Origin of the sequence: Methanoculleus chikugoensis (assembly GCF_900095385.1) — an archaeon.
GTDB lineage: Archaea > Halobacteriota > Methanomicrobia > Methanomicrobiales > Methanoculleaceae > Methanoculleus > Methanoculleus chikugoensis_A.
The window spans coordinates 1-18,670 of record NZ_FMID01000066.1; the positions used below are offsets into that span (position 1 = coordinate 1).

Consider the following 18,670-nt stretch of genomic DNA (forward strand, 5'->3'; position numbering starts at 1 on the left):
GAACGTACAGGATGCCGTTGATCAGTCTGCGGGGGTCACACCGGGGTCGACCGATGTGCGGCTTTGTTGGGGGGAGGTACTTCTGAACAATCTCCCAGAGATCATCGTCAATTTCCCGGAATGCCATGATCCCCAGTTTTATCCGAGGGGCCTTATAATTATAGGATCACCTCATAGTCATGTGCGGACTCATACACATGTATCATCACCCACATCAGGCATTAGAAGATTACTTTGCACCAATTGTTTGAGTTTTTTACTGACAGATATTCGTATACATGGTGTGATTCTTGGAAGTCTTGTAACGTCCCATGCTTTCGCTTTAGTAATTTCAGCTAAACTTGTTCCCAGTATTGAGTTGCAGTGATACTGACCAACAAACACTTTTTCGGGTACATTTTTGATCTTAGGATAGCAAAGGCCACCACCTTTAAAGTTAAGAAAATTTCTTTGACCATGTCCAAAAATCCATATATGCGAGGTATTAGAACTTTTAATTGGGATCAACGCCTCCTCCTTTGTAGTAACTTCATATATTTTGTATGGGATTGGGGGTTTATGATTGACAAAACAGTTCACTAAAATATCAATACCGTCCATGTAATCTGATGCTGAACGAAATTTTGAAAGAAAATAGGTTTCTTCAATTACCCCTTTGGAATGTGCAATGATTATTGCATGATGATTCACATTGTTATTCAGTCCTGGTTTGCTATTGATAATCTCTTTTGTCTCAAAAGCTCGCTGGAAATAATACCATACCTGTGTAAACATGCAGAGGAATACTATCAAAGAAACAATAACGAACCCCACAGGGCTAATAAAGTTGACCCACGAAAAAAGTGCAATTAAAGTAACTAACACGAAGATAACGATAATTCTAGTACATACAATGTTAAATTTCCTCATATTATGACTACATTCTTCCATATAGGGGTATTTTCACTGTCAGGTAATAATAAGGCATGATTTCACTTGGTGATCATCGATCACCAAACATTGTGCATTTATATCTGTATCACCACCAAAAAGTGAAATGATTTGATGAGATATTCTGAAGTCGTCCCAAAAGTGTTCAGTGACTCAAGTTCGTTATGATTTAGAGCACTCTTATGTACATTTTTGGCCAATTGAACAATATATGGTGTCAGATACCTGATACGGCTTACCATTGGATATCGCTGCGTGGGGAAGGTGCTGGGAGGGGCGTCCCCCTCCTGGCAGAGGCGTTTTGGGACGGCCTCAGAAACAAGAGTGCCAATTCGACATCATTGAACTGTTTCGCTTCAGAAACAAGAGATAACATATTTGCCGATAAACTACGTGCGTCTTCACTATCTCACTGAGAGAGAAGTGTCAGGAAAACAGAGGCTAGTTTTAGCGTCCTATACCCCATGTGATGGCTACCGTATGCGAAACATGCACGTCCTTGGTGACGGATGCGTCATTTCTTGTCTGAACCCTCCGAATTAGTTCGACACACTGTAGTTAGTTCACTCCTCAATCCCCCTAACAAAGTGCCCGCCGGTGATACCTCCGAGCGCCCGCCGTTTGATCTCGTCCTTGAGCCCGGGGAGGGCGCCGGTCTCCCCCCGGGCCACAGCGGCGATTCCCGCCCGGTAGAGTTGGGTCATCTCCGCTGCGTAGCGAGGCCCCCGTCCCCGTGCGTCGATGGCGACGGCGTCGATCCCCATCCCGGCGATCCGGGGCAGGCGGTCGATGAGAGAGGTCTCGACGGCGTTTGCGATGTAGGTCCGCCCCTCGCTGTCGCACCGGAGCGGGAAGACGCGGTTTCGCCCGTCCTGGATGCCCAGGAAACCTTCTCCGGCGACCGCCGCCGCGAGCCGGTCCTCGGTCACCATCGCCTCGACGTTGCCCTGCACCAGCACCTCGAGTTCGGGGATATCCCCGGCCAGGGCCGCAAGCCCGGCAAGGTCGTCGGCCGGGAGTTCGGGGGAGGCCGTGCACCGCAGGAAGAGCGGCGCGAGTTCCGCGGCGGCGCGGTGGTTCCAGAGGTTCAGCCCGGCGGCGCCGTAGAGCGCCATCCGGGGTTCGGCCCGCCGCACCGCATCGGCAGCACCGAGCCCGCTCACCATCACCCCGCGGACGCCCGCATCGTAAAGCGACGGGAGGAGGGGAGCCGCTGCGTCGAGGAAGGTGCGCCGGGTGATCGACGGCCATTTCCAGACGAGGTCCGCACCCCCCTCCAGGCAGACGGCGGCGGCCTCCTCGAGGATGCCGGGGCCGGGAGCACATACCTCCAGGTAGACGGTGCGGGCGCCGCCCCGGACGGCGCCCTCTGCACCCTCGAGGGTGTCGGTGTAGACCGAGACCGACGGAAGCCGGGGTTCCCGGTGAGCGCCTGCCGGCCGCTCCAGCCCGGCGATAACCGCTTCGACCCTCTCCCCGGCTGCACGCACCGCGTACTCCCCGGGGCGGCGTGCGGCGAGCACCGCATCCTCGATTTTCTCCAGAAACGTTCGCCTGACCCGGTTAAGTTCCCCAAGGGGGCTAAAGAGCCCGCCGGGGTAGCGGAGCGTCAGGTTCCGGATCGCAAACGGGGTTCCCCCGGTCTTTGTGAGTTGCTCCGCGATCTGCTCCCCGGTGAGCGGCCGGCTCCGTGCCGGCTCCATCACGAGGTCGGAGCGGTAGCGCACCCGGAGCGGTTCGCCGCCGTCCGGGTCGACGACCGCCTCCATGCAGGGCGTCCTGTCCTCCCAGACGGCCGTCACGTCGAGCGGCAGCGGCTGCAGGGGTCTCTTCATGATCTGCTTTGCCCGCTCTTCGAGATCCGCGCTCTTCGTCAGGAAGACCCGGGCGCCGACATCGACGGGTGCGGGGACGGAGAGCCGCACCGTGCCGCGGCGGACAGGGGGGGTGCCGCGGACGACCGCCCCTACATCGCGGTCGGGGTCGTCGGAAGAGAAGGCGAGCCCATCCCCGGAACGCGGCACGAGATCGCCGGTGAGGCGCACGGTCGCCTCCTGCCTCCGGGGGTCGTAGCCAATGGCCGTGCCGAGCGGGACGCCCCGGTTCCCGGGCCGGTCGCGGGCCATGATATCGCGGGCGCCGAGGATGTAGCCCTCCGTGAACTCCCGATTGAACGCAAGCGCAAGGTCGCGCATATCCTCCCGCGAGGGCGACCATTCTTCCCCGGCGGCGATAGCGTCGAGAGCACGCCGGTAGATGGCCGTCACCGTGGCGACGTACTCCACCGAGCGCATCCTCCCCTCGATCTTGAGCGAGGCCACTGATGCGCGTGCAAGGAGGTCGAGGCGCGGGTATACCGAGAGATCCCGGGTCGAGAGGAGGTAACGGTCAACTCCGGGCACGGCACGGAGGTCTTTTGGCCGCCCGTACTCGTCCGTCCCGGCGGTCACGAGCCGGTAGGGCTTCCGGCAGGGCTGGGCGCACATCCCGCGGTTCCCGCTCCGTCCCCCGATGACCGAGGAGAGGAGACACTGGCCCGAGTAGCAGTAGCAGAGCGCTCCGTGGGCGAAGACCTCGATCCCGATCCCCCGCGCCTCCGCATCGGCCGCGATATCCTCGATCTCGGATAACGTGAGTTCCCGGGCGAGCACCACGCGGGAGAACCCCTCCCGCGCCGCCCGCGCCACGCCTTCCCGGTTGTGGATCGCCATCTGGGTCGAGGCGTGGAGTGTGAGGTCCGGGACGATCTCCCGGGCAAGCGACGCCACTCCGGCGTCCTGCACCAGGACGGCATCGACCCCGATCTCGTAGAGGTGGAGGAGGTAGCGGGCGACGTCGGAGAGTTCGGCGTCCCGGACGAGGACGTTTACGGTGACGTAGACCCTGACCCCCCGGAGGTGCGCGTAACCGACGGCGGATTCGAGTTCCTCGTCGGAGAAGTTCGCCGCGTAGTGCCTGGCTCCGAACCGCCGCCCGGCAAGGTAGACGGCATCGGCACCGGCGGCAACCGCTGCGGCCAGGGCCTCCGGCGACCCGGCCGGCGCAAGCAGTTCCGGCGACCCGGACGTCTGATGGTGATCGTGCGGCATCTGTTCCGTACCGTTCGCTCTGGCGGACTATATACCCACCCCGGGTGAAGCGGGTATCCTTTTTTGGCAGGAGAACAATCTGGAGAGGGGCTAACGTATGGATTGCATAGGAATTATCGGCTACGGGCACATGGGCAGCATGCTGGTGAACGGTTTTCTCTCGTCCGGCGTGCTCGGCATCGATGAGGTCGCGGTCACGTCCGGGAGCCGGGAGAGCCGGGATGCATGCGCCGCAGCATGGCCGGGCATCGGCATCGCCGCAACGAACAGGGAACTCGCCCGGCGGTGCCGCACGATCGTCCTTGCCGTCAGGCCGCAGGAGACAAAAGAAGTCCTCCGCGAGATCGTCCCCGTGATGGACGGCGACGAGCATATCGTCTCGCTTGCCGCAGGCATCGGCCTCGCGGAGCTTGAGGGGATGTTTTCGGGCTCGGTCACCCGGGTCGTTCCCACGATCACCTCCACGGTCGGGCAGGGGACGACGCTTATCTGCCATGGGCGGCAGGTGGGCATGCACGACGCTCTCCGGGTGGAGGGGCTCTTCTCGTCCATCGGGAACGTGATGCTCGTCGGCGAGGAAGAACTCCCGGCGGCCACCATACTCTCGAGCTGCGGGCCGGGGCTGCTCGCCGCCATCATCGAGGAACTTGCGGGTGCAACGGTCCGTGCGAGCGGCCTTACGACGGACCGGGCGCTCGCGCTTGCAACAGAGACTGCCGCGGCTACGGCCGCCTACCTCCGGGAGACCGGCGAAACCCCCGGCGATCTGGTCGGGCGGGTCGCAACCGCCGGCGGCGTCACGGAGGCCGGTGTCAGGGAACTCCGGGAACGGCTGCCGGAGGTCTTCGACGAGGCGATCGCCGCCATGCTGGAGCGCTACGGTGCGGTGGGGAAGTGACGGCGGGCCGGGACCGCTCCCGATCTTCGGGCGACCACAGGCAGACTTTTAAGTGATAGGGCGGGAATACATCCGGTAACTATGAAGATCGTCGTCTCTGTGGAGAATGCCGCCGCTATCGACGAGGTGACGGGGTACAACCCGACGTTCATCGAGATCAGGCTTGACAGGATGGAGGGGGATCTGCTGGACCAGGTTCGTGCGATCCGGGAGAAGACCGATATCCCGCTGATTGCCACGCTCAGGAGCAGGGACGAGGGAGGCCGGTTTGTCGGCGATGCGGATCTCTGGGCCCGGATTGTCGAGCCGATAGCGCGGTACGTCGATATCGTGGACGTGGAAGCACGCTACCGGGATCACGCGCCGTTCATCAAGAGCCAGGGAATCCAGATCCTTGCGTCGCTCCATACGAACGAGATGCCCACACAGCCGGAGCTCGGGAGGATCGAGGAGATGCTCCGGTCATACGGCGATATCCCGAAGATCGTCGTGCGCCCTAAAACCCGGGAAGACCTCTTCGAACTCGTCCTCTTCACCCACCAGGCCCAGAAACCCATCTGCACGAGTATCATGGGCGCCGAGTTCCGCTACGCCCGCGCAGTCCTGCCCCTCTTCGGGTCGGAGTTCACCTTCTGCCATGCCGGCACCCCGACGGCCGAGGGGCAGTACCATGTGCGGGAGATGCGGCAGATTGCGGATCTGTTGAAGTGACCGTGAGGGATCTCCCGGTTCCCTTCACCTATACAGATTATAACTCTCTTATCTGCAATCCAATGAATCCTGCAAGCGATCCCGCCGGGTTTGCAGGCAGTCTTTTCTCGGAGGCTCTCAACGTTTATATTCCAGAGATGTATACATGACATTATGTCTACGACTTCTGTTTACAGTATCCGCATCGACTCCCGGGTCAGGAAGATGATCGATGAGCTGGACGACCCCACATGGCAGGATGAGATCCGTACCTTCATCGAGCAGTCGATACGGAGAAGACGCAAGGCCCAGCTTCTGGCTCGGGCACGGCAAACCCATCGATCCCTGGGCGAAGGGCTCCCTGCCGCAGACCTGATCCGGGAGGATCGCGATGCCCGATAGCATTGTGCTGGACTCGTGCATCATCGCGGCGGTCTTCTTCCCGGAAGGGATCACGGAGAAAGCAATCGAGATCGTGGAGAGTCACGATTGCACTACAGTCGATCTCGCATATGCCGAGGTTGCAAACGTGGCCTGGAAACGGGTTCGCCATTCAGGCCAGGATCAGGGTATCATCATGTCCGCGCTGGCTGATTCTCAGGCATTCATCCAGGAGACCTGCCGGGTGGTACCGGCGCGCGACCTGCTTCCCGCGGCATACGATCTGGCGTGCAGCCATGGGATCACAATCTACGATGCCCTCTTTGTTGCCGCTACGGACCAGTGCGGGACCTGCCTGGTGACCGGCGACGGCAGGCTCCACAACGCGGCGAAAAAGGTGGTGACCTCACACCTGGTCCGGTGATCACGGGACCGGGAGAAAGGACCACGAATCGGCGCCCTCGGCAAGTTCGGATCATCGTCGTGGCCGCAGACCCTTTCTTTGAGGAGGCGGGAACACTGTGGTCTGATGTGCCGGGCCTTTCCCCACTACACAGTTTGGAAGTATACGCCCGCCAGGACGGCAACCCTGCTCCCAAGTACTTCGCTCATTTCGGCACTTGGCAACGGTACAGTCTCGCGCGACGCCGCGGGGTGCTACGGACAACGTCTGGAGTTTGAGAGGACCAACAGTCTTCGAACCGAAGCATGAGCACCGGTAGGAACGACGTCCTAGAGGAACGGAGTTCGAGCACCGAAGGTGCGCGGTGCGAGAACGCGAAGTGTAGTGTTCCGTAGGAACGGAGCATGAGAAACCGTCAGGTTTCGAGCACCGTCAGGTGCAACGTGCAAGCGTAGCGAGCAGAGTAGACCGAAGGTACTCGAAGCGCGGCGTTCCAGCCATTCGCGTTACGGAACGCCGTTCTAACGAAAAACCGCACTAAATCCTCGGTACTTCGCCTGCTCAAGCATCGCATCCAGGATCACAAGCGCAAGCATGCACTCCGCGACCGGGACGATCCGCGGCGCGATGCAGGGGTCGTGCCGCCCTTCGACGGTTATCTCCCGCTCCTTCCCGGCGATATCGACGGTCCGCTGCGCCTTGCGTATCGAGGGCGTCGGCTTGACGGCAAGCCGGACGACGATATCCTGCCCGGTGCTGATCCCGCCGAGGACGCCGCCCGCATGGTTGCTCAAAAACCCGGCTTCGCCTATAGGATCGTTCATCTCGCTCCCGAGGAGCCGGGCGGCGCCGAATCCCTCGCCGAGCTCGACGCCCTTCACCGCACCGATCCCCATCATCGCCCCGGCGATGGCGGCGTCGAGCTTCCCGAAGACCGGGTCGCCGAGCCCCGCCGGGCACCCGGAGGCCGTCACCTCGACGATCCCGCCCACGGAGTCGCCGGCATCAAGGGCGGCACGGATCTCTGCTTCCATCGCTGCCGGTTCCGTCGCGGTGTGCACTTCGATAACCCTCCCCCGGATCGCGATGCCGCAGGGTTCGAGGCACCGGATCGCCACCGCTCCGGCTGCGACCCGGGCAAGGGTCTCCCGGCCGGAACTCCTCCCGCCGCCGCGGTGGTCGCGGAGCCCGTACTTCGCCTGCCAGGTGTAGTCCGCATGGCCCGGCCGGAAGACGTCCCGGAGTGCGTCGTAGTCCTCCGACCGGACGTCCCGGTTCCTGACGAGAAGCGCGATCGGGGCGCCGGTCGTTCGCCCCTCAAAGACCCCTGAGAGGATCTCCACCCGGTCGGCCTCCTGCCGGCCCGACTCGAGCGGGCTCTTTCCCGGCCGCCTGCGGTCGAGGTAAGGCTGGATATCCGCCTCCGCGAGGGGGACGCCGGGGGGGCAGCCGTCGACGACCACGCCCACCGCCAACCCGTGGCTCTCTCCGAACGTCGTGCACCTGAAGTTTCTCCCGAACGTGTTCATGCAAGCATCTCCCGCACCAGTTCAGGCGAGACCGCGATCCCGGTTATCAGCCGGAACTGCTCCGCCGCCTGGTGAACGAACATCTCCGTGCCGGGTATCGTCTCGCACCCGGCCTCCCTCGCCGCCTGGAGAAGGGGCGTCTCCGGCGGGGTGTAGACGAGGTCGAATACGGTCATTTTCCGCTCGAGATCGCAGGGGGCAAGCAGGGACCGGGTGTCGGGCTCCATCCCGACCGGGGTCGTATGTACCACAACATCGGCGTCGCTCCCCCTAAAATCTTCCATTGCTCCCCACCGGCACCTGAACCGGTCGGCGAGCGCCATCGCCGCCTCCGACCGCCGGGCAAGCACCGTCACGTCCATATCGAGCGAGAGGAGGGCGTAGACTGCCGCAGCCGCCGCGCCCCCGGCGCCGAGGACAACCGCCCGTCCGCCCCGGCGGTGGACGAGCGGGATCCTGACGCCCAGCCAGTCGGTGTTGTGGCCGTACATCCTCCCTCCGCACCGGACGACGGTGTTCACCGCCCCGATCGCTGCGGCGTGTTCGTCCACCTCATCCAGGTAGCGCATCACGTCGGTCTTGAAAGGGATGGTGACGGATAAGCCCTTCAGGGGGAGGAGGTTTGCGAGGCGGATGATGGTTCCCATATCCGGCCACTCAAAGCGGGTATAGCGGTAGTTCATCCCGAAGTGTTCAAAGAGCCGGTTGTAGAGGAGCGGGCTTCTGCTGTGGGCGCAAGGGTTCCCGGCGATGCCGCATACCATGAGGCCCGGGTCCCGGTCGACCATCTCCCGGACGGTCTCAAGCCCGAACTTCGAGAGAAGGCTGTCCCGCTCGCGCCGCTCCTCGGGGGAGAGGGTGCTCTCCCCACGGATCTGCCCCAGGATCGTCTCCGCGACCCCGGCCGGCGTCTGATTCCCGGTATCGATGCAGACGTCGGCCGCACCGAGGTAGACCTCCTTTCTCCGGAGAAGGAGGGTGCACACCTCCTCTTCCGGGGGGAGATCGGTCAGCCCCGGCCGGTTGCTCCCGGCGATCCGCTCGTGAATGACCCCGGGCGGTGCGGTGAGGAGATAGATCCTGCCGTGCCGCCGGAGATCGGCGACGTTTGTCGGGTCGCACACCGTCCCGCCGCCGGTTCCGATCACGCCCTCCACATCCCTGAGCAACGCGACAACCTCACGCTCAAGGGCGCGGAAGTGCGCCTCGCCGGCCCGGCGGAAGATCTCCGGGATCGGCATCCCGGCCCGCTGCTCGATAAGCGCATCGGTATCGTAGAACGGCAGTCCGAGGCGAGCTGCAAGGATCCGCCCGACCGATGTCTTCCCGGTCCCCCGGAAACCGATAAGGATGACCTTCACAGCAGCCCCTCCCCGTAGAGCGCCTCCCAGAACCCGGGGAAGGACTTCTCCACGCATTCGGGGTCGCGGATCGCCATCCCCCCGACCGCGAGGCCGAGCACGGCAAACGCCATCGCCGTCCGGTGGTCGTCGTGCGGGTCGACGGCCACGCCGTGGAGGGGCGCGGGCGTGATCGTGAGGGAGTCCTCCGTCACCTCGACTCCCGCACCCATCCGCCGGAGGGTCTCCGCCGTCACCCCGACGCGGTCGCTCTCCTTGTACTGCAGGTGCGCCGTCCCGGTAATCGTCGTCGGCGACCCTGCCGTCGCCGCCACCGCCGCGAGCGTCTGGACGGTGTCGGGGGACGAGGACATATCAATCTCGATACCCGCGAGATCGCCCGTCCGCTCCACCGTCACCGCGTCGGTGCCGGAGGTCACCCGGCACCCCATCGCCTCGAGGGCGTCGAGGAACCGGCGGTCGCCCTGGACGGACGCCGGGTTCAGGCCCGTGACCGCGACCCTCCCGCCGCAGACGGCCGCGACCGCGAAGAGGTAGGAGGCCGAGGAGTAGTCGCCCTCGACAGGATAGTCCCTCCCCCGGTAGGCTCTACCGCTCTCCACCCGGAACCAGTCGTAGCCCCGCCGCTCGATATGCGCACCGAACCCGAGCATCACGTCCGCGGTCACGTCGAGGTATGACCGGGAGGCCGGGGCCGCCGGGAGCGTGAGTTCCACGTCCTCATCCGCGTACGGCGCCGCCATCAGGATGGACGAGACGAACTGGCTGCTGATGCTCCCGTCGATCGCCGTCTTCCCGCCCCGGAGCCTGCCGGAGATGCGGATGGGAGGAAAACCCCGCTCGCCGACAAACGCGACCTCCCCGCCAAGCGCCCGGAGCGCTCCGGCAAGGGGGCCGACCGGCCGCTCGAGCATTCGCGGGCTCCCCGTCAGCACCACCGGGTGCTGCGAAAGGAGCGCCGCCGAGGTGAGGAGCCGCAGCGTCGTCCCGGAGTTCCCGCAGTCGATCGTCACCTCTCCCGGTGCGGGGAATGTGCCGCCGCAGCCGGCGACGGCGATCTCCCCCGGCAGCCACTCGAGCGGCACCCCGAGGGATTCAAGCCCCCGGGCGGTCAGTTCCGTATCGGCCGCCCGGAGCGGCCTTGCGATCCGCGTTCTTCCCGAGGCGAGCGCTCCCGCGATCAGCGCCCGGTGGGTGTAACTCTTGGAGGGCGGCGCCTCGAACGCCGCGTCGACCGGGCCGATCTGCGAGACGCGGACGATCATATCGGCACCTCCATGCGGGCGTAACACCCGAGTTCCCTGACGGTGGTCATACTCTTGAGTTCCTCCTTTGCTTCACGCCATCCTTCGGTGATCTCCATGTCGATGAAGAACAGGTACTTCCCCATGCCCCGGCGGGACGGCCGCGACTCGATCCGGGTCAGGTTGATCCCGCGCCGGGCGAAGACCGCGAGGATATCGGCAAGGAGCCCGACCCGGTCGAGTTCGGGATCGACGAGGAGGCTGCACTTCGTGGCTCCCGCGCTCCCGCGGGGGAGAGCGGATATCTCGACGAACCGGGTGGTGTTATCCCTGCTGTTCTGGACGTCCCGGTCGGCAATGGGAAGACCGTAGATCCGTGCCGCCGTCTCCGAGACGATTGCGCCGGCGTTCTCGTCCTTCTGCATCGCCATCGCGCTCGCCGCATTGCTGCTCGTGTGCACGACCTCCACCCCGAGGCTGTCGAGGAGGACGGAGCACTGTTCGTGCGTCTGCGGGTGGGCGTAGACGACCGAGAGGCGTGCGGGGTCTCCCCGGGCCGCGAGGTGGTGCCGGACGGGCATGTAGGCCTCTCCGGTTATCGAGACCTCGAACTCCATCAGCCCCTGGAGCGTCTCCCCCACGCCGCCGGCCTCCGAGTTCTCGATCGGCACGAGCCCTTTCGCTCCGCCGGCCGCCACACGTTTGATGATGGCGCGGATCGTCGGCAGGAGTTCGATATCATCGCCGTAGAGGCGTGTTGCGAGTTCGTGGCTGACCGTCCCGGCCGGCCCGAGTGTTGCGACGGTCATCGGCTCACCACGTGGCTGATGAGGTCGTCGGTCTCTTCCGTCGCGGCGCGGAGATACGAGGCGTAGTGGCCGGCGTTTTCGGCAAAGAAGTCCCGGAACCGTTCGTCGTCCCCGGACTCGACGATCTCGCGGAGCGTCCGGACAGCCTCCTCGAACCCGGCGAGCACCTCCGGGACGGCCGGGTTCATCTGCAGGATGTCGCCGTAGAGGCCCGCATCCTGGGCGAGGAGCCGTCCGACGAGCCCCATCTCGATCCGGTAGACGGGGCTCGTGAACCGGAGGGTCTCCGCGACGTCGGCACCGGTCCGGCGGATCGCCTCCGCCTTTGCAAGCGTTCCGAAGTGGGTGAGCCCCTGGATCACTGCCATCATCCGGTCGTGGTCTTCTGGTGTCGAGAGGGTGATCGCCGCCCCCTGGTCGCGGAAGACGGATAAGAGTCCTTCAAGGGTCTCCGGGCTGCACCTGGCAGGTGTCGCGACGATCGTCTGACCCCGGAGCGATGCGGCGCCCGGCCCGAACATCGGGTGGAGCCCGATCACCTCCGCACGGGAGGCGAGCATCGCCCGGACGGGTTCGACCTTGAGGGAAGTTAAATCGCAGAAGACCTGTTCATCTGAGAGGAGCGGCGCGACCTCGTGGATCACCCCGACGGTGGCGCGGATCGGCACCGAGATCACCACAAGGTCCGCCATCTCCGCGACGTCCCGGTTGGTGAGGGAGGTCTTCGTCCCCGAGACGATCGTCTCCCAGCCGGCGGCCTCGAAGACCCCGGCAAAGAACCGCCCCATCTGTCCCGTGCCGCCGATGATGCCTGCAAGCATTCCCGTCATTTCTCCAGGATCGTCTCTTTGACGGCGACGCCGAAGTGCCGCCCGCCCTCCGCGACGCTGCCGAGCACCTTATCGCCGACCGCGAGGGCGGCGACCGATACGGCCGTCCCGTCCTCTCGAACGAGCCGGATCGTCTCGGCGTTCTGAAGAACCAGGCTCACCGTCGCGTCGTCGGTCTTCGCCTCGACGAGAAGGAGCGGGCGGCGCTCGATCTTCACCCTGCCGACGACCGCGTCATGGGTCGTGCCGGTATGCTCCGCGACGAGCACCCTATCCCCCACCGCGAGGTCGGCGAGGTACGCGGTCTTCCCGCCGGGGAGGAGGATGTAGGCGTGCACCGCCCCGGCGTTCACCCGGAACGGGCGCGGCGCCACGTAGGGGTTCTCCAGGGTCTCGGGGTGGACCATCAGAAACGCCGAGGAGGTGTTGCCGACGAGCATCCCCTCCCCGTCGGCGAGGATCGAGCAGGTGTCGACGCAGACCCGGTCCCCCATCCCGACGGGGACGATCCGGGTCACCTCGAACGGGACGAGAGGAACCTCTTCGCCTGCGCCGGCGATCACGCTCGCCACCCGCCGGATCTCCGCCGGGTCATCGGTCGAGAGGAGGATGCCCGCCGCCCCGCGTTCGAGGACGGTCAGGGCGACCTTCGCTCCTTCTGCGTTCGCGACCGCCGCAACGATCCGGTCGGACTGCGCGACGAGGTTCTCGAGCGGGATGACCGTCCAGTCCCGCGTCCGGACGATGACGTAGCCATCGCGGGAGAGCCGGAGCGCCTCTTCCTCGGATTCCTTGTCGACGATCTCGATCTCGAAGATATCCTTCCCCGGTATAAGATCGCCGTTCTCTGCGATTGTGGTCACCCGGCCGAGTTCCCGCACGCGCTCTGCGTCCTCGACGATCAGGGCGTCGGCACCGCTCTCGAGTGCGGTCGTCGCGAGATCCTTCCTCCACGGCCGGATATCGACCCAGAACTGCTTCATCGCTCAGTCTCCAGGGCTTCGGCCGCGCCTTTGCCCTCGTGCACCACCCGGGATATCGCAGCGATGAATCGGGCCGGGTCGTTGCGCTGGAAGGCGTTTCTTCCCATGCAGACGCCTGCTGCGCCCGCATCGATGGCGTCCCGGATGGTCGTGAGCGTCTCCATATCCCCGCCCTTCTCGCCGCCGGCGATCATCACCGGCACCGAGCAGGCGGCGGTGATCCGGCGGAACGTCTCGGGATCCCCGGTGTAGTTCGTCTTGATCAGGTCGGCCCCGAGCTCTTCCGCCACCCGGACGCAGTGCCCGATCGACTGCGGCGAGGTGGGATCGATCCCCTTGCCGCGGGGGTAGATCATGATCAGGAGCGGTATCCCCCAGCGGTTGCAGTCCCGCACCACCTCGCCCGCCGATTCGAGCATCCGCGACTCGTTCGGCGCGCCGAGGTTGATATGGATCGAGACCGCGTCGGCGCCGAACGCGACCGCCTCCTCCACGGTGCAGACGAGCACCTTGTCGTTCGGGTCGGGGTTCATCGATGTGCTTGCGGAGAGGTGCACGATGAGGCCGATATCCTTTCCGTGCTTCCGGTGCCCTCCCTTCACCATACCCTTGTGGAGGACGATGGCGTTTGCCCCGCCCTCGCTCACCGCGTTGACCGTCTCGGTCATGTTGCAGAGCCCTTCGATCTGGCCCATCGTGAACCCGTGATCCATGGGGATGACCACGGCGCGGCCGGTGTTCCTGTCCATTATCCGCTCGAGGCGGATCTCTTTTCCTATCATGTCCATCACGTCCTCAAGATCTCAACTGCTTCCTCTGCCGACCGCCCTTCATGGATGATCAGTGCGGCGGCACGGATAAGGCGATCGGGCGCCGGGTGCTGGAAGGCGTTCCTCCCGATCGATATCCCGGCGGCGCCCCCCTCCATCGCACCCTCGACCAGGTCGAGGATCGCCCGATCGTCGGTCTTTGAGCCGCCCGCGACCACGACCGGCACCGGGCATCCTCTCGTTACTTCCCGGAACGAGTCCGCATCCCCGGTGTAGACGGTCTTGACGATATCGGCGCCGAGCTCCGCCGCCACCCGCGCGGAGAGTTTGACGCACTCGAGGTCGTGCTCGTCCGCGACCTTCCTGCCGCGCGGGTACATCATCGCGAGGAGCGGCATCCCCCACTCCATGCAGGCGACCGCGACTCTGCCCAGATCTTCGAGCATCTGCGCCTCGGAATCGGCGCCGACGTTGATGTGCACCGAGACGCCGTCGGCACCCATTTTTAAGGCGTTCGTGACGGTGTTCACAAGCACCTTGTCGTTCGGGTCGGGTCCGATGCTGGTGCTCGCGGAGAGATGCATAATGAGGCCGACGTCCCGCCCGTGCCCCCGGTGCCCGTGCAGCGCAAGCCCCACGTGGCCGATGACCGCGTTCGCGCCGCCCTCGGCGACCCGGTCGATGGTCCTCCCTACGTCAACCAGCCCGGGGATGGGGCCGAGCGTCACCCCGTGGTCGAGCGGCACGATGATGGTCCTGCCGGTGTTCCGATCCATAATACGTTCCAGACGAATCTCTTTTCCTCTCATACCCATAGTCCTCCCCGGATTTTGATGATACTGTCTTTCCGGGAGTGATTAAAACTGGATAAACCAGGTAAAATAGCGATAAAACGCTGCCGCTCCAACGTTACGGATACCGGCTGTCGAAAACTGGCAGATCGCTTCTGCGCACGCGGCGGTTACTTCGTTAACCGAGATAAAAGCGGTCACCGGCGAAAAAACATCCACCACGCATTGACAGTACCGTTGCTGTTTTCTTGTATAAAAATATGCCGGATTTGCACGCGGGAGAAGGATCCGGGGCGGGGGGATGGGCCGGCGGAAAAAATATGGCGGTTTGCCTTATTTCCGGCTCTTCTTGAACGATATGACGTCGCCGACGGTCATGGTCACCCGGCCGGGTCCGCCCGTGGAGGCGCTGTCTTCGGTCGAGTCGATCAGCCTGATATTGAGTGCCTTCTCGAGTTTCTTCCGGACGTCGTCTTCGGGGATGAGGTCGCCCTTCTCGATCTTCTTGACCAGGATCTCGCGCTCCTTGATCGCCTGTGCAAGATCGAGCGTGGACCACTCCTTCTCTTCCCGGGCGGCCCGGATGCGGTCGGCGTAATCTTCGACGAGTTCTCCTTCCATCAGGTCAAAGACGTCCCGCCCCCTCCTCCGGGGGGCCTGTGGGGCGGCAATTCCCGGCTTTGCCTGCGGAGCACCTCTTCGGCGCGATTGCTGGACTTCTGTACCGTGTTTCGCACATCGAGGGCAGACACAGAGTTCTGCACCTTCGATCTGGATGGTTTTCGACGGCCCCGTGATAGGAACGCCGCATAGTTCGCACTGCATAAGTCTCGCAAACAATTTTATATTCATTTTAACCTATATAATTAATCGAGGAGACCCATGGGAGATATCGCTCGGCAGGCACCAGAGAAGGATACCGGTGAAGACATCTACCAGTATCTCCTGGAACGGATTACAAACCTCGAAAACCGAAACCTGGAGCTACGCGAGCAGTTCCGTCAGATGGAGTCCGAAAAACGATACGTTGAGACCCAGAAGATCCGCTACGAACGGGAACTCCGGAAACTCAAGAGCGAGATCGAGCAGCTCAGAAGCCCTCCTCTCGTTATCGGAACGGTTACCGACGTTATCGACAACAGTCGCGTGATCGTGCGAAGCAGCGCAGGACCGCGATTCCTGGTCCGTACATCCCAGCTCATCGACCCCGATCTCCTCAAACCGGGTGTGCGGTGTACGCTCAACCAGCAGTCCCTCGCGATCGTGGACGTGCTCCCCACGAGCTACGACGCGCAGATCTACGGCATGGAACTGGTGGAGTCCCCGGAGGAGACCTACGAGAACATCGGCGGCCTTGAACCGCAGATCGAGGAGATTCGGGAAGCCGTCGAACTCCCCCTGACGAAACCGCAGCTCTTCGAGAAGATCGGCATCTCCCCGCCGAAGGGCGTCCTCCTCTACGGCCCGCCCGGCACGGGGAAGACCCTCCTCGCACGCGCGGTGGCCCACCAGACGAACGCGCACTTCCTCCGCGTGGTCGGTTCGGAGCTGGTGCAGAAGTACATCGGCGAGGGCGCCCGCCTGGTCAGGGAACTCTTCGACCTCGCGAAGCAGAAGGCGCCGTCGATCATCTTCATCGACGAGATCGACGCCATCGGCGCGCACCGGAACGACTCGACCACCTCCGGCGACCGCGAAGTCCAGCGGACGCTGATGCAGCTCCTCGCGGAGATGGACGGGTTCGACAACCGGGGCGACGTCAAGATCGTCGCGGCGACCAACCGGATCGATATCCTCGACCGCGCCCTCCTCCGCCCTGGCCGGTTCGACCGGATGATCGAGATCCCGCTCCCCGATCACCAGGGGAGGCTTGCGATCCTGAAGATCCACACCCAGCACATGAACATCGGCGAGGACGTCAACCTCGCGGAGGTCTCAAGGCTCACCGAGGGCAAGAACGGCGCCGACCTCCGGGCGATATGCATGGAAGCGGGGATGTTCGCCATCAGGATGGAGCGCGATACGGTCAACAGCGACGACTTCATGAAGGCGATCGACAAACTCTCGGTGGACTTCGATCGCCACCACTTCCACACCACCTTCGGCGAGATGTTCGCCTGAAGGACACTTTTTTTGAATAACAGTTTTGCCGCGATCTTCTCACTGATCGCATCCCAAACACGGATTCCGTGTACTGTCCCCACGCACTGCCCCCGCCCTTGGGCGCGGGGAACGACTGGTGGAACAGCAGGAGTTTGAGCACCGGAGGTGCGGAGGAGGAGCGCCGGAGGCGCGGGTGGGGTGGGGGCTACAGTCATCATGGACAGGTAGAGAGACGGGGGTGCATACCCCCCCAACGGCGATTCCTCCACGGTTCACTGCACAGTGATATTCCCCCCATTTTGCCCGCTCTGTCTGTCACACCTGACTGTGCTCGAACTCCGGACAGCCTGCCCCTCAGTTCCGACCTTCAGAACCGAAACAGGGATTCGAGAGGAGCGGTATATACGTGCATGGTCAGCCATCATGCCGCCGTGAACATCTCCCCCAGTCTCGAAAGACGCCCCGGGGCAAGATCACTCGCGAGAAGGCCGAAGAGAACGCGGTCGTAATACCCGCCCCCGGCATGCCAGTACCGCCTCTGAACGCCCTCCAGGACAAAGCCGCACCTCTCCATCACCCGCCGGGATGCCGTGTTATCGGCAACGGTATCGCCGTTCAGCCGATAACCGCCGAGCACGGTGAACGCGAAGTAGACCAGAAAGGTGCAGGCCAGGGTGCCGTAGCCTCTTCTCCAGCAGGTATCGTCGAGCTGGTAGCCGATCAGGTACGATCCCGGGCTGAAGTCGACCGGCAGGAGTGCGCACTGCCCGACGAACTCCCCGGAATGCTTCAGCCGTATCGTGAAGACATGATCTTCCGGCGTCTTCCCCTCCGCGAGCGCCTCCTGTATCTCCTCGATCAGGGGGAGGAAGTAAGACCGGGTCTCCTCTTCCGTGTTCGGCCCGAAGAAGAGCCACCTGCAGACCGACTCCTTTGCGAGCATCCGCGATATATCGGGAAGGTCGTGCTCGGTGCAGTAGGAGAACCTCAGGCCCCCGCTGATCCAGCTCAACTGCATGTACCTGTCTTCGATCTCCCCGGATATAAGGGCACGATCCCCGGGCACCGATATCCATGAAGGCCGAATATCAACCGGGGTCTCACGCACCGGACAGCATCACGATCACGCCTTCGGGGCATACGTGGGAGCGGATGCGGGCATATGGCCTTTGCTGCCGGGTGTGGTTGCCGACGACGAACATCATTCGCCGCCCTACTTCTCCGGGTACTCCTCTTCGGAGCACCAGACCTCGAGCACCGTATCCTCAGGCTCCGTCCGGTCGGCATACGCCTCCGGCGTCGTGCCTTCGTCCATCCATATGGTGTCGATCATATGGTCGCCGGAGATCCGGTAGAGGCAACGATACCTCCACGGTTCTGCGGGCATCACGTCCCGCTCGTAGATCTGCCGGGCAAGCCCGGAAGAACAGAATATACCATCTCCGGGCTCGAAGAGAACCTCCTCGACGTAGCGCTGGATGTACCATCGGAGTTCGGAGACGAGGGCAAGCGCACTCCCGAGCGACGCCGTTCGAATGCGTATCCCGTATTCCAGCCGGTCAGGCTGATAAAAACGAAGAACGCCCCTGCTGGTCTCGGACTTGAGCAGGGTGGCGTAGAGGTCAACCCCCTCCGACTGAATGAGGAGGACGTTCATTGCATTATTGTGGGCGGGAGAGGTCGATAAGGTTTCCTTTGAGGGCGCCCCGGAACGTCGTCGGTGGGAGTGCGGATGGGACGCCGCATCCAGAGGCAATCCACTACAGTGCCGTCAAGTTTCCGAAATTCGCACATGTGAAGTATGATGCACGGCTTTCCGGTGGGTATCGTCATTGGGGGAGGGGCTGACGGGGAGGGGG

18 protein-coding genes are annotated in these 18,670 nt (G+C 63.2%); 5 read left to right on the forward strand and 13 right to left on the reverse strand.

Features of this window, described 5'->3' with window-relative positions; genetic code table 11:
- Positions 1 to 189: 189 nt before the first annotated feature.
- Both L21_RS13965 and L21_RS13225 read right to left on the reverse strand, forming a co-directional pair.
- On the reverse strand, positions 190 to 774 hold the full coding sequence (locus L21_RS13965; protein WP_143727319.1) for a hypothetical protein: 585 nt from the start codon (positions 772 to 774) through the stop codon (positions 190 to 192).
- 719 nt (positions 775 to 1,493) lie between these two features.
- On the reverse strand, positions 1,494 to 4,019 hold the full coding sequence (locus L21_RS13225) for a U32 family peptidase (protein WP_074370918.1): 2,526 nt from the start codon (positions 4,017 to 4,019) through the stop codon (positions 1,494 to 1,496).
- A 97-nt stretch (positions 4,020 to 4,116) separates the two neighbouring features.
- On the opposite strand from L21_RS13225, the gene L21_RS13230 reads away from it, so the two are divergent.
- The 4 genes from L21_RS13230 (at position 4,117) to L21_RS13245 (ending at position 6,412) form a co-directional block, all read left to right on the forward strand.
- Positions 4,117 to 4,917 carry a pyrroline-5-carboxylate reductase family protein gene (locus L21_RS13230; RefSeq protein ID WP_074370919.1) on the forward strand — a complete coding sequence of 267 codons (801 nt, stop codon included), beginning with the start codon at positions 4,117 to 4,119 and terminating at the stop codon, positions 4,915 to 4,917.
- An 81-nt stretch (positions 4,918 to 4,998) separates the two neighbouring features.
- Positions 4,999 to 5,628 carry a type I 3-dehydroquinate dehydratase gene (locus L21_RS13235; protein ID WP_074370920.1) on the forward strand — a complete coding sequence of 210 codons (630 nt, stop codon included), beginning with the start codon at positions 4,999 to 5,001 and terminating at the stop codon, positions 5,626 to 5,628.
- A 153-nt stretch (positions 5,629 to 5,781) separates the two neighbouring features.
- The gene (vapB, locus tag L21_RS13240) at positions 5,782 to 6,009 is read left to right on the forward strand and encodes a type II toxin-antitoxin system VapB family antitoxin (protein ID WP_074370921.1); all 228 of its coding nucleotides are present in this window, start codon (positions 5,782 to 5,784) and stop codon (positions 6,007 to 6,009) included.
- Entirely contained in the window at positions 5,999 to 6,412 is a 414-nt protein-coding gene (locus tag L21_RS13245) for a type II toxin-antitoxin system VapC family toxin (RefSeq protein WP_074370922.1), read from the forward strand. Before vapB ends, L21_RS13245 begins: the two co-directional genes overlap by 11 nt.
- A 500-nt stretch (positions 6,413 to 6,912) precedes the next feature.
- On the opposite strand, the gene L21_RS13250 is transcribed toward L21_RS13245, so the two are convergent.
- The 9 genes from L21_RS13250 to L21_RS13290 form a co-directional block, all read right to left on the reverse strand.
- On the reverse strand, positions 6,913 to 7,920 hold the full coding sequence (locus L21_RS13250) for a chorismate synthase (protein WP_074370923.1): 1,008 nt from the start codon (positions 7,918 to 7,920) through the stop codon (positions 6,913 to 6,915).
- Positions 7,917 to 9,281 carry a shikimate dehydrogenase gene (aroE, locus tag L21_RS13255; protein WP_083609068.1) on the reverse strand — a complete coding sequence of 455 codons (1,365 nt, stop codon included), beginning with the start codon at positions 9,279 to 9,281 and terminating at the stop codon, positions 7,917 to 7,919. The genes L21_RS13250 and aroE overlap by 4 nt, the downstream gene beginning before the upstream one ends.
- The gene (gene aroA, locus L21_RS13260; protein ID WP_074370925.1) at positions 9,278 to 10,546 is read right to left on the reverse strand and encodes a 3-phosphoshikimate 1-carboxyvinyltransferase; all 1,269 of its coding nucleotides are present in this window, start codon (positions 10,544 to 10,546) and stop codon (positions 9,278 to 9,280) included. Before aroA ends, aroE begins: the two co-directional genes overlap by 4 nt.
- On the reverse strand, positions 10,543 to 11,334 hold the full coding sequence (locus L21_RS13265; RefSeq protein WP_074370926.1) for a prephenate dehydratase: 792 nt from the start codon (positions 11,332 to 11,334) through the stop codon (positions 10,543 to 10,545). Before L21_RS13265 ends, aroA begins: the two co-directional genes overlap by 4 nt.
- A complete protein-coding gene (locus L21_RS13270) occupies positions 11,331 to 12,155 on the reverse strand; it encodes a prephenate dehydrogenase/arogenate dehydrogenase family protein (protein ID WP_074370933.1) in 825 nt (274 codons plus the stop codon). Before L21_RS13270 ends, L21_RS13265 begins: the two co-directional genes overlap by 4 nt.
- 5 nt (positions 12,156 to 12,160) lie before the next feature.
- Positions 12,161 to 13,147, reverse strand: coding sequence for a 3-dehydroquinate synthase II (locus L21_RS13275; protein ID WP_074370927.1), 987 nt, complete (start codon positions 13,145 to 13,147; stop codon positions 12,161 to 12,163).
- Positions 13,144 to 13,929: a 2-amino-3,7-dideoxy-D-threo-hept-6-ulosonate synthase gene (locus L21_RS13280; RefSeq protein ID WP_074370932.1), complete on the reverse strand. Its 786-nt coding sequence runs from the start codon at positions 13,927 to 13,929 to the stop codon at positions 13,144 to 13,146. Before L21_RS13280 ends, L21_RS13275 begins: the two co-directional genes overlap by 4 nt.
- Before the next feature lie 5 nt (positions 13,930 to 13,934).
- A complete protein-coding gene (locus L21_RS13285; RefSeq protein ID WP_074370928.1) occupies positions 13,935 to 14,726 on the reverse strand; it encodes a 2-amino-3,7-dideoxy-D-threo-hept-6-ulosonate synthase in 792 nt (263 codons plus the stop codon).
- 315 nt (positions 14,727 to 15,041) lie between these two features.
- Entirely contained in the window at positions 15,042 to 15,560 is a 519-nt protein-coding gene (locus tag L21_RS13290; protein WP_305954487.1) for a multiprotein bridging factor aMBF1, read from the reverse strand.
- A 30-nt stretch (positions 15,561 to 15,590) separates the two neighbouring features.
- On the opposite strand from L21_RS13290, the gene L21_RS13295 reads away from it, so the two are divergent.
- Positions 15,591 to 16,829 (forward strand): proteasome-activating nucleotidase, encoded by a 1,239-nt coding sequence (locus L21_RS13295; protein WP_074370930.1) that lies wholly within the window; start codon positions 15,591 to 15,593, stop codon positions 16,827 to 16,829.
- Positions 16,830 to 17,232: 403 nt separating this feature from the next.
- Here L21_RS13295 and L21_RS13300 read toward each other — a convergent pair whose 3' ends face one another.
- Both L21_RS13300 and L21_RS13305 read right to left on the reverse strand, forming a co-directional pair.
- A complete protein-coding gene (locus L21_RS13300) occupies positions 17,233 to 17,829 on the reverse strand; it encodes a GNAT family N-acetyltransferase (protein ID WP_074370934.1) in 597 nt (198 codons plus the stop codon).
- A gap of 195 nt (positions 17,830 to 18,024) precedes the next feature.
- Complete coding sequence (locus L21_RS13305; protein ID WP_074370931.1) at positions 18,025 to 18,468, reverse strand: DUF5804 family protein; 444 nt, start codon at positions 18,466 to 18,468, stop codon at positions 18,025 to 18,027.
- Between the last annotated feature and the right edge of the window lie 202 nt (positions 18,469 to 18,670).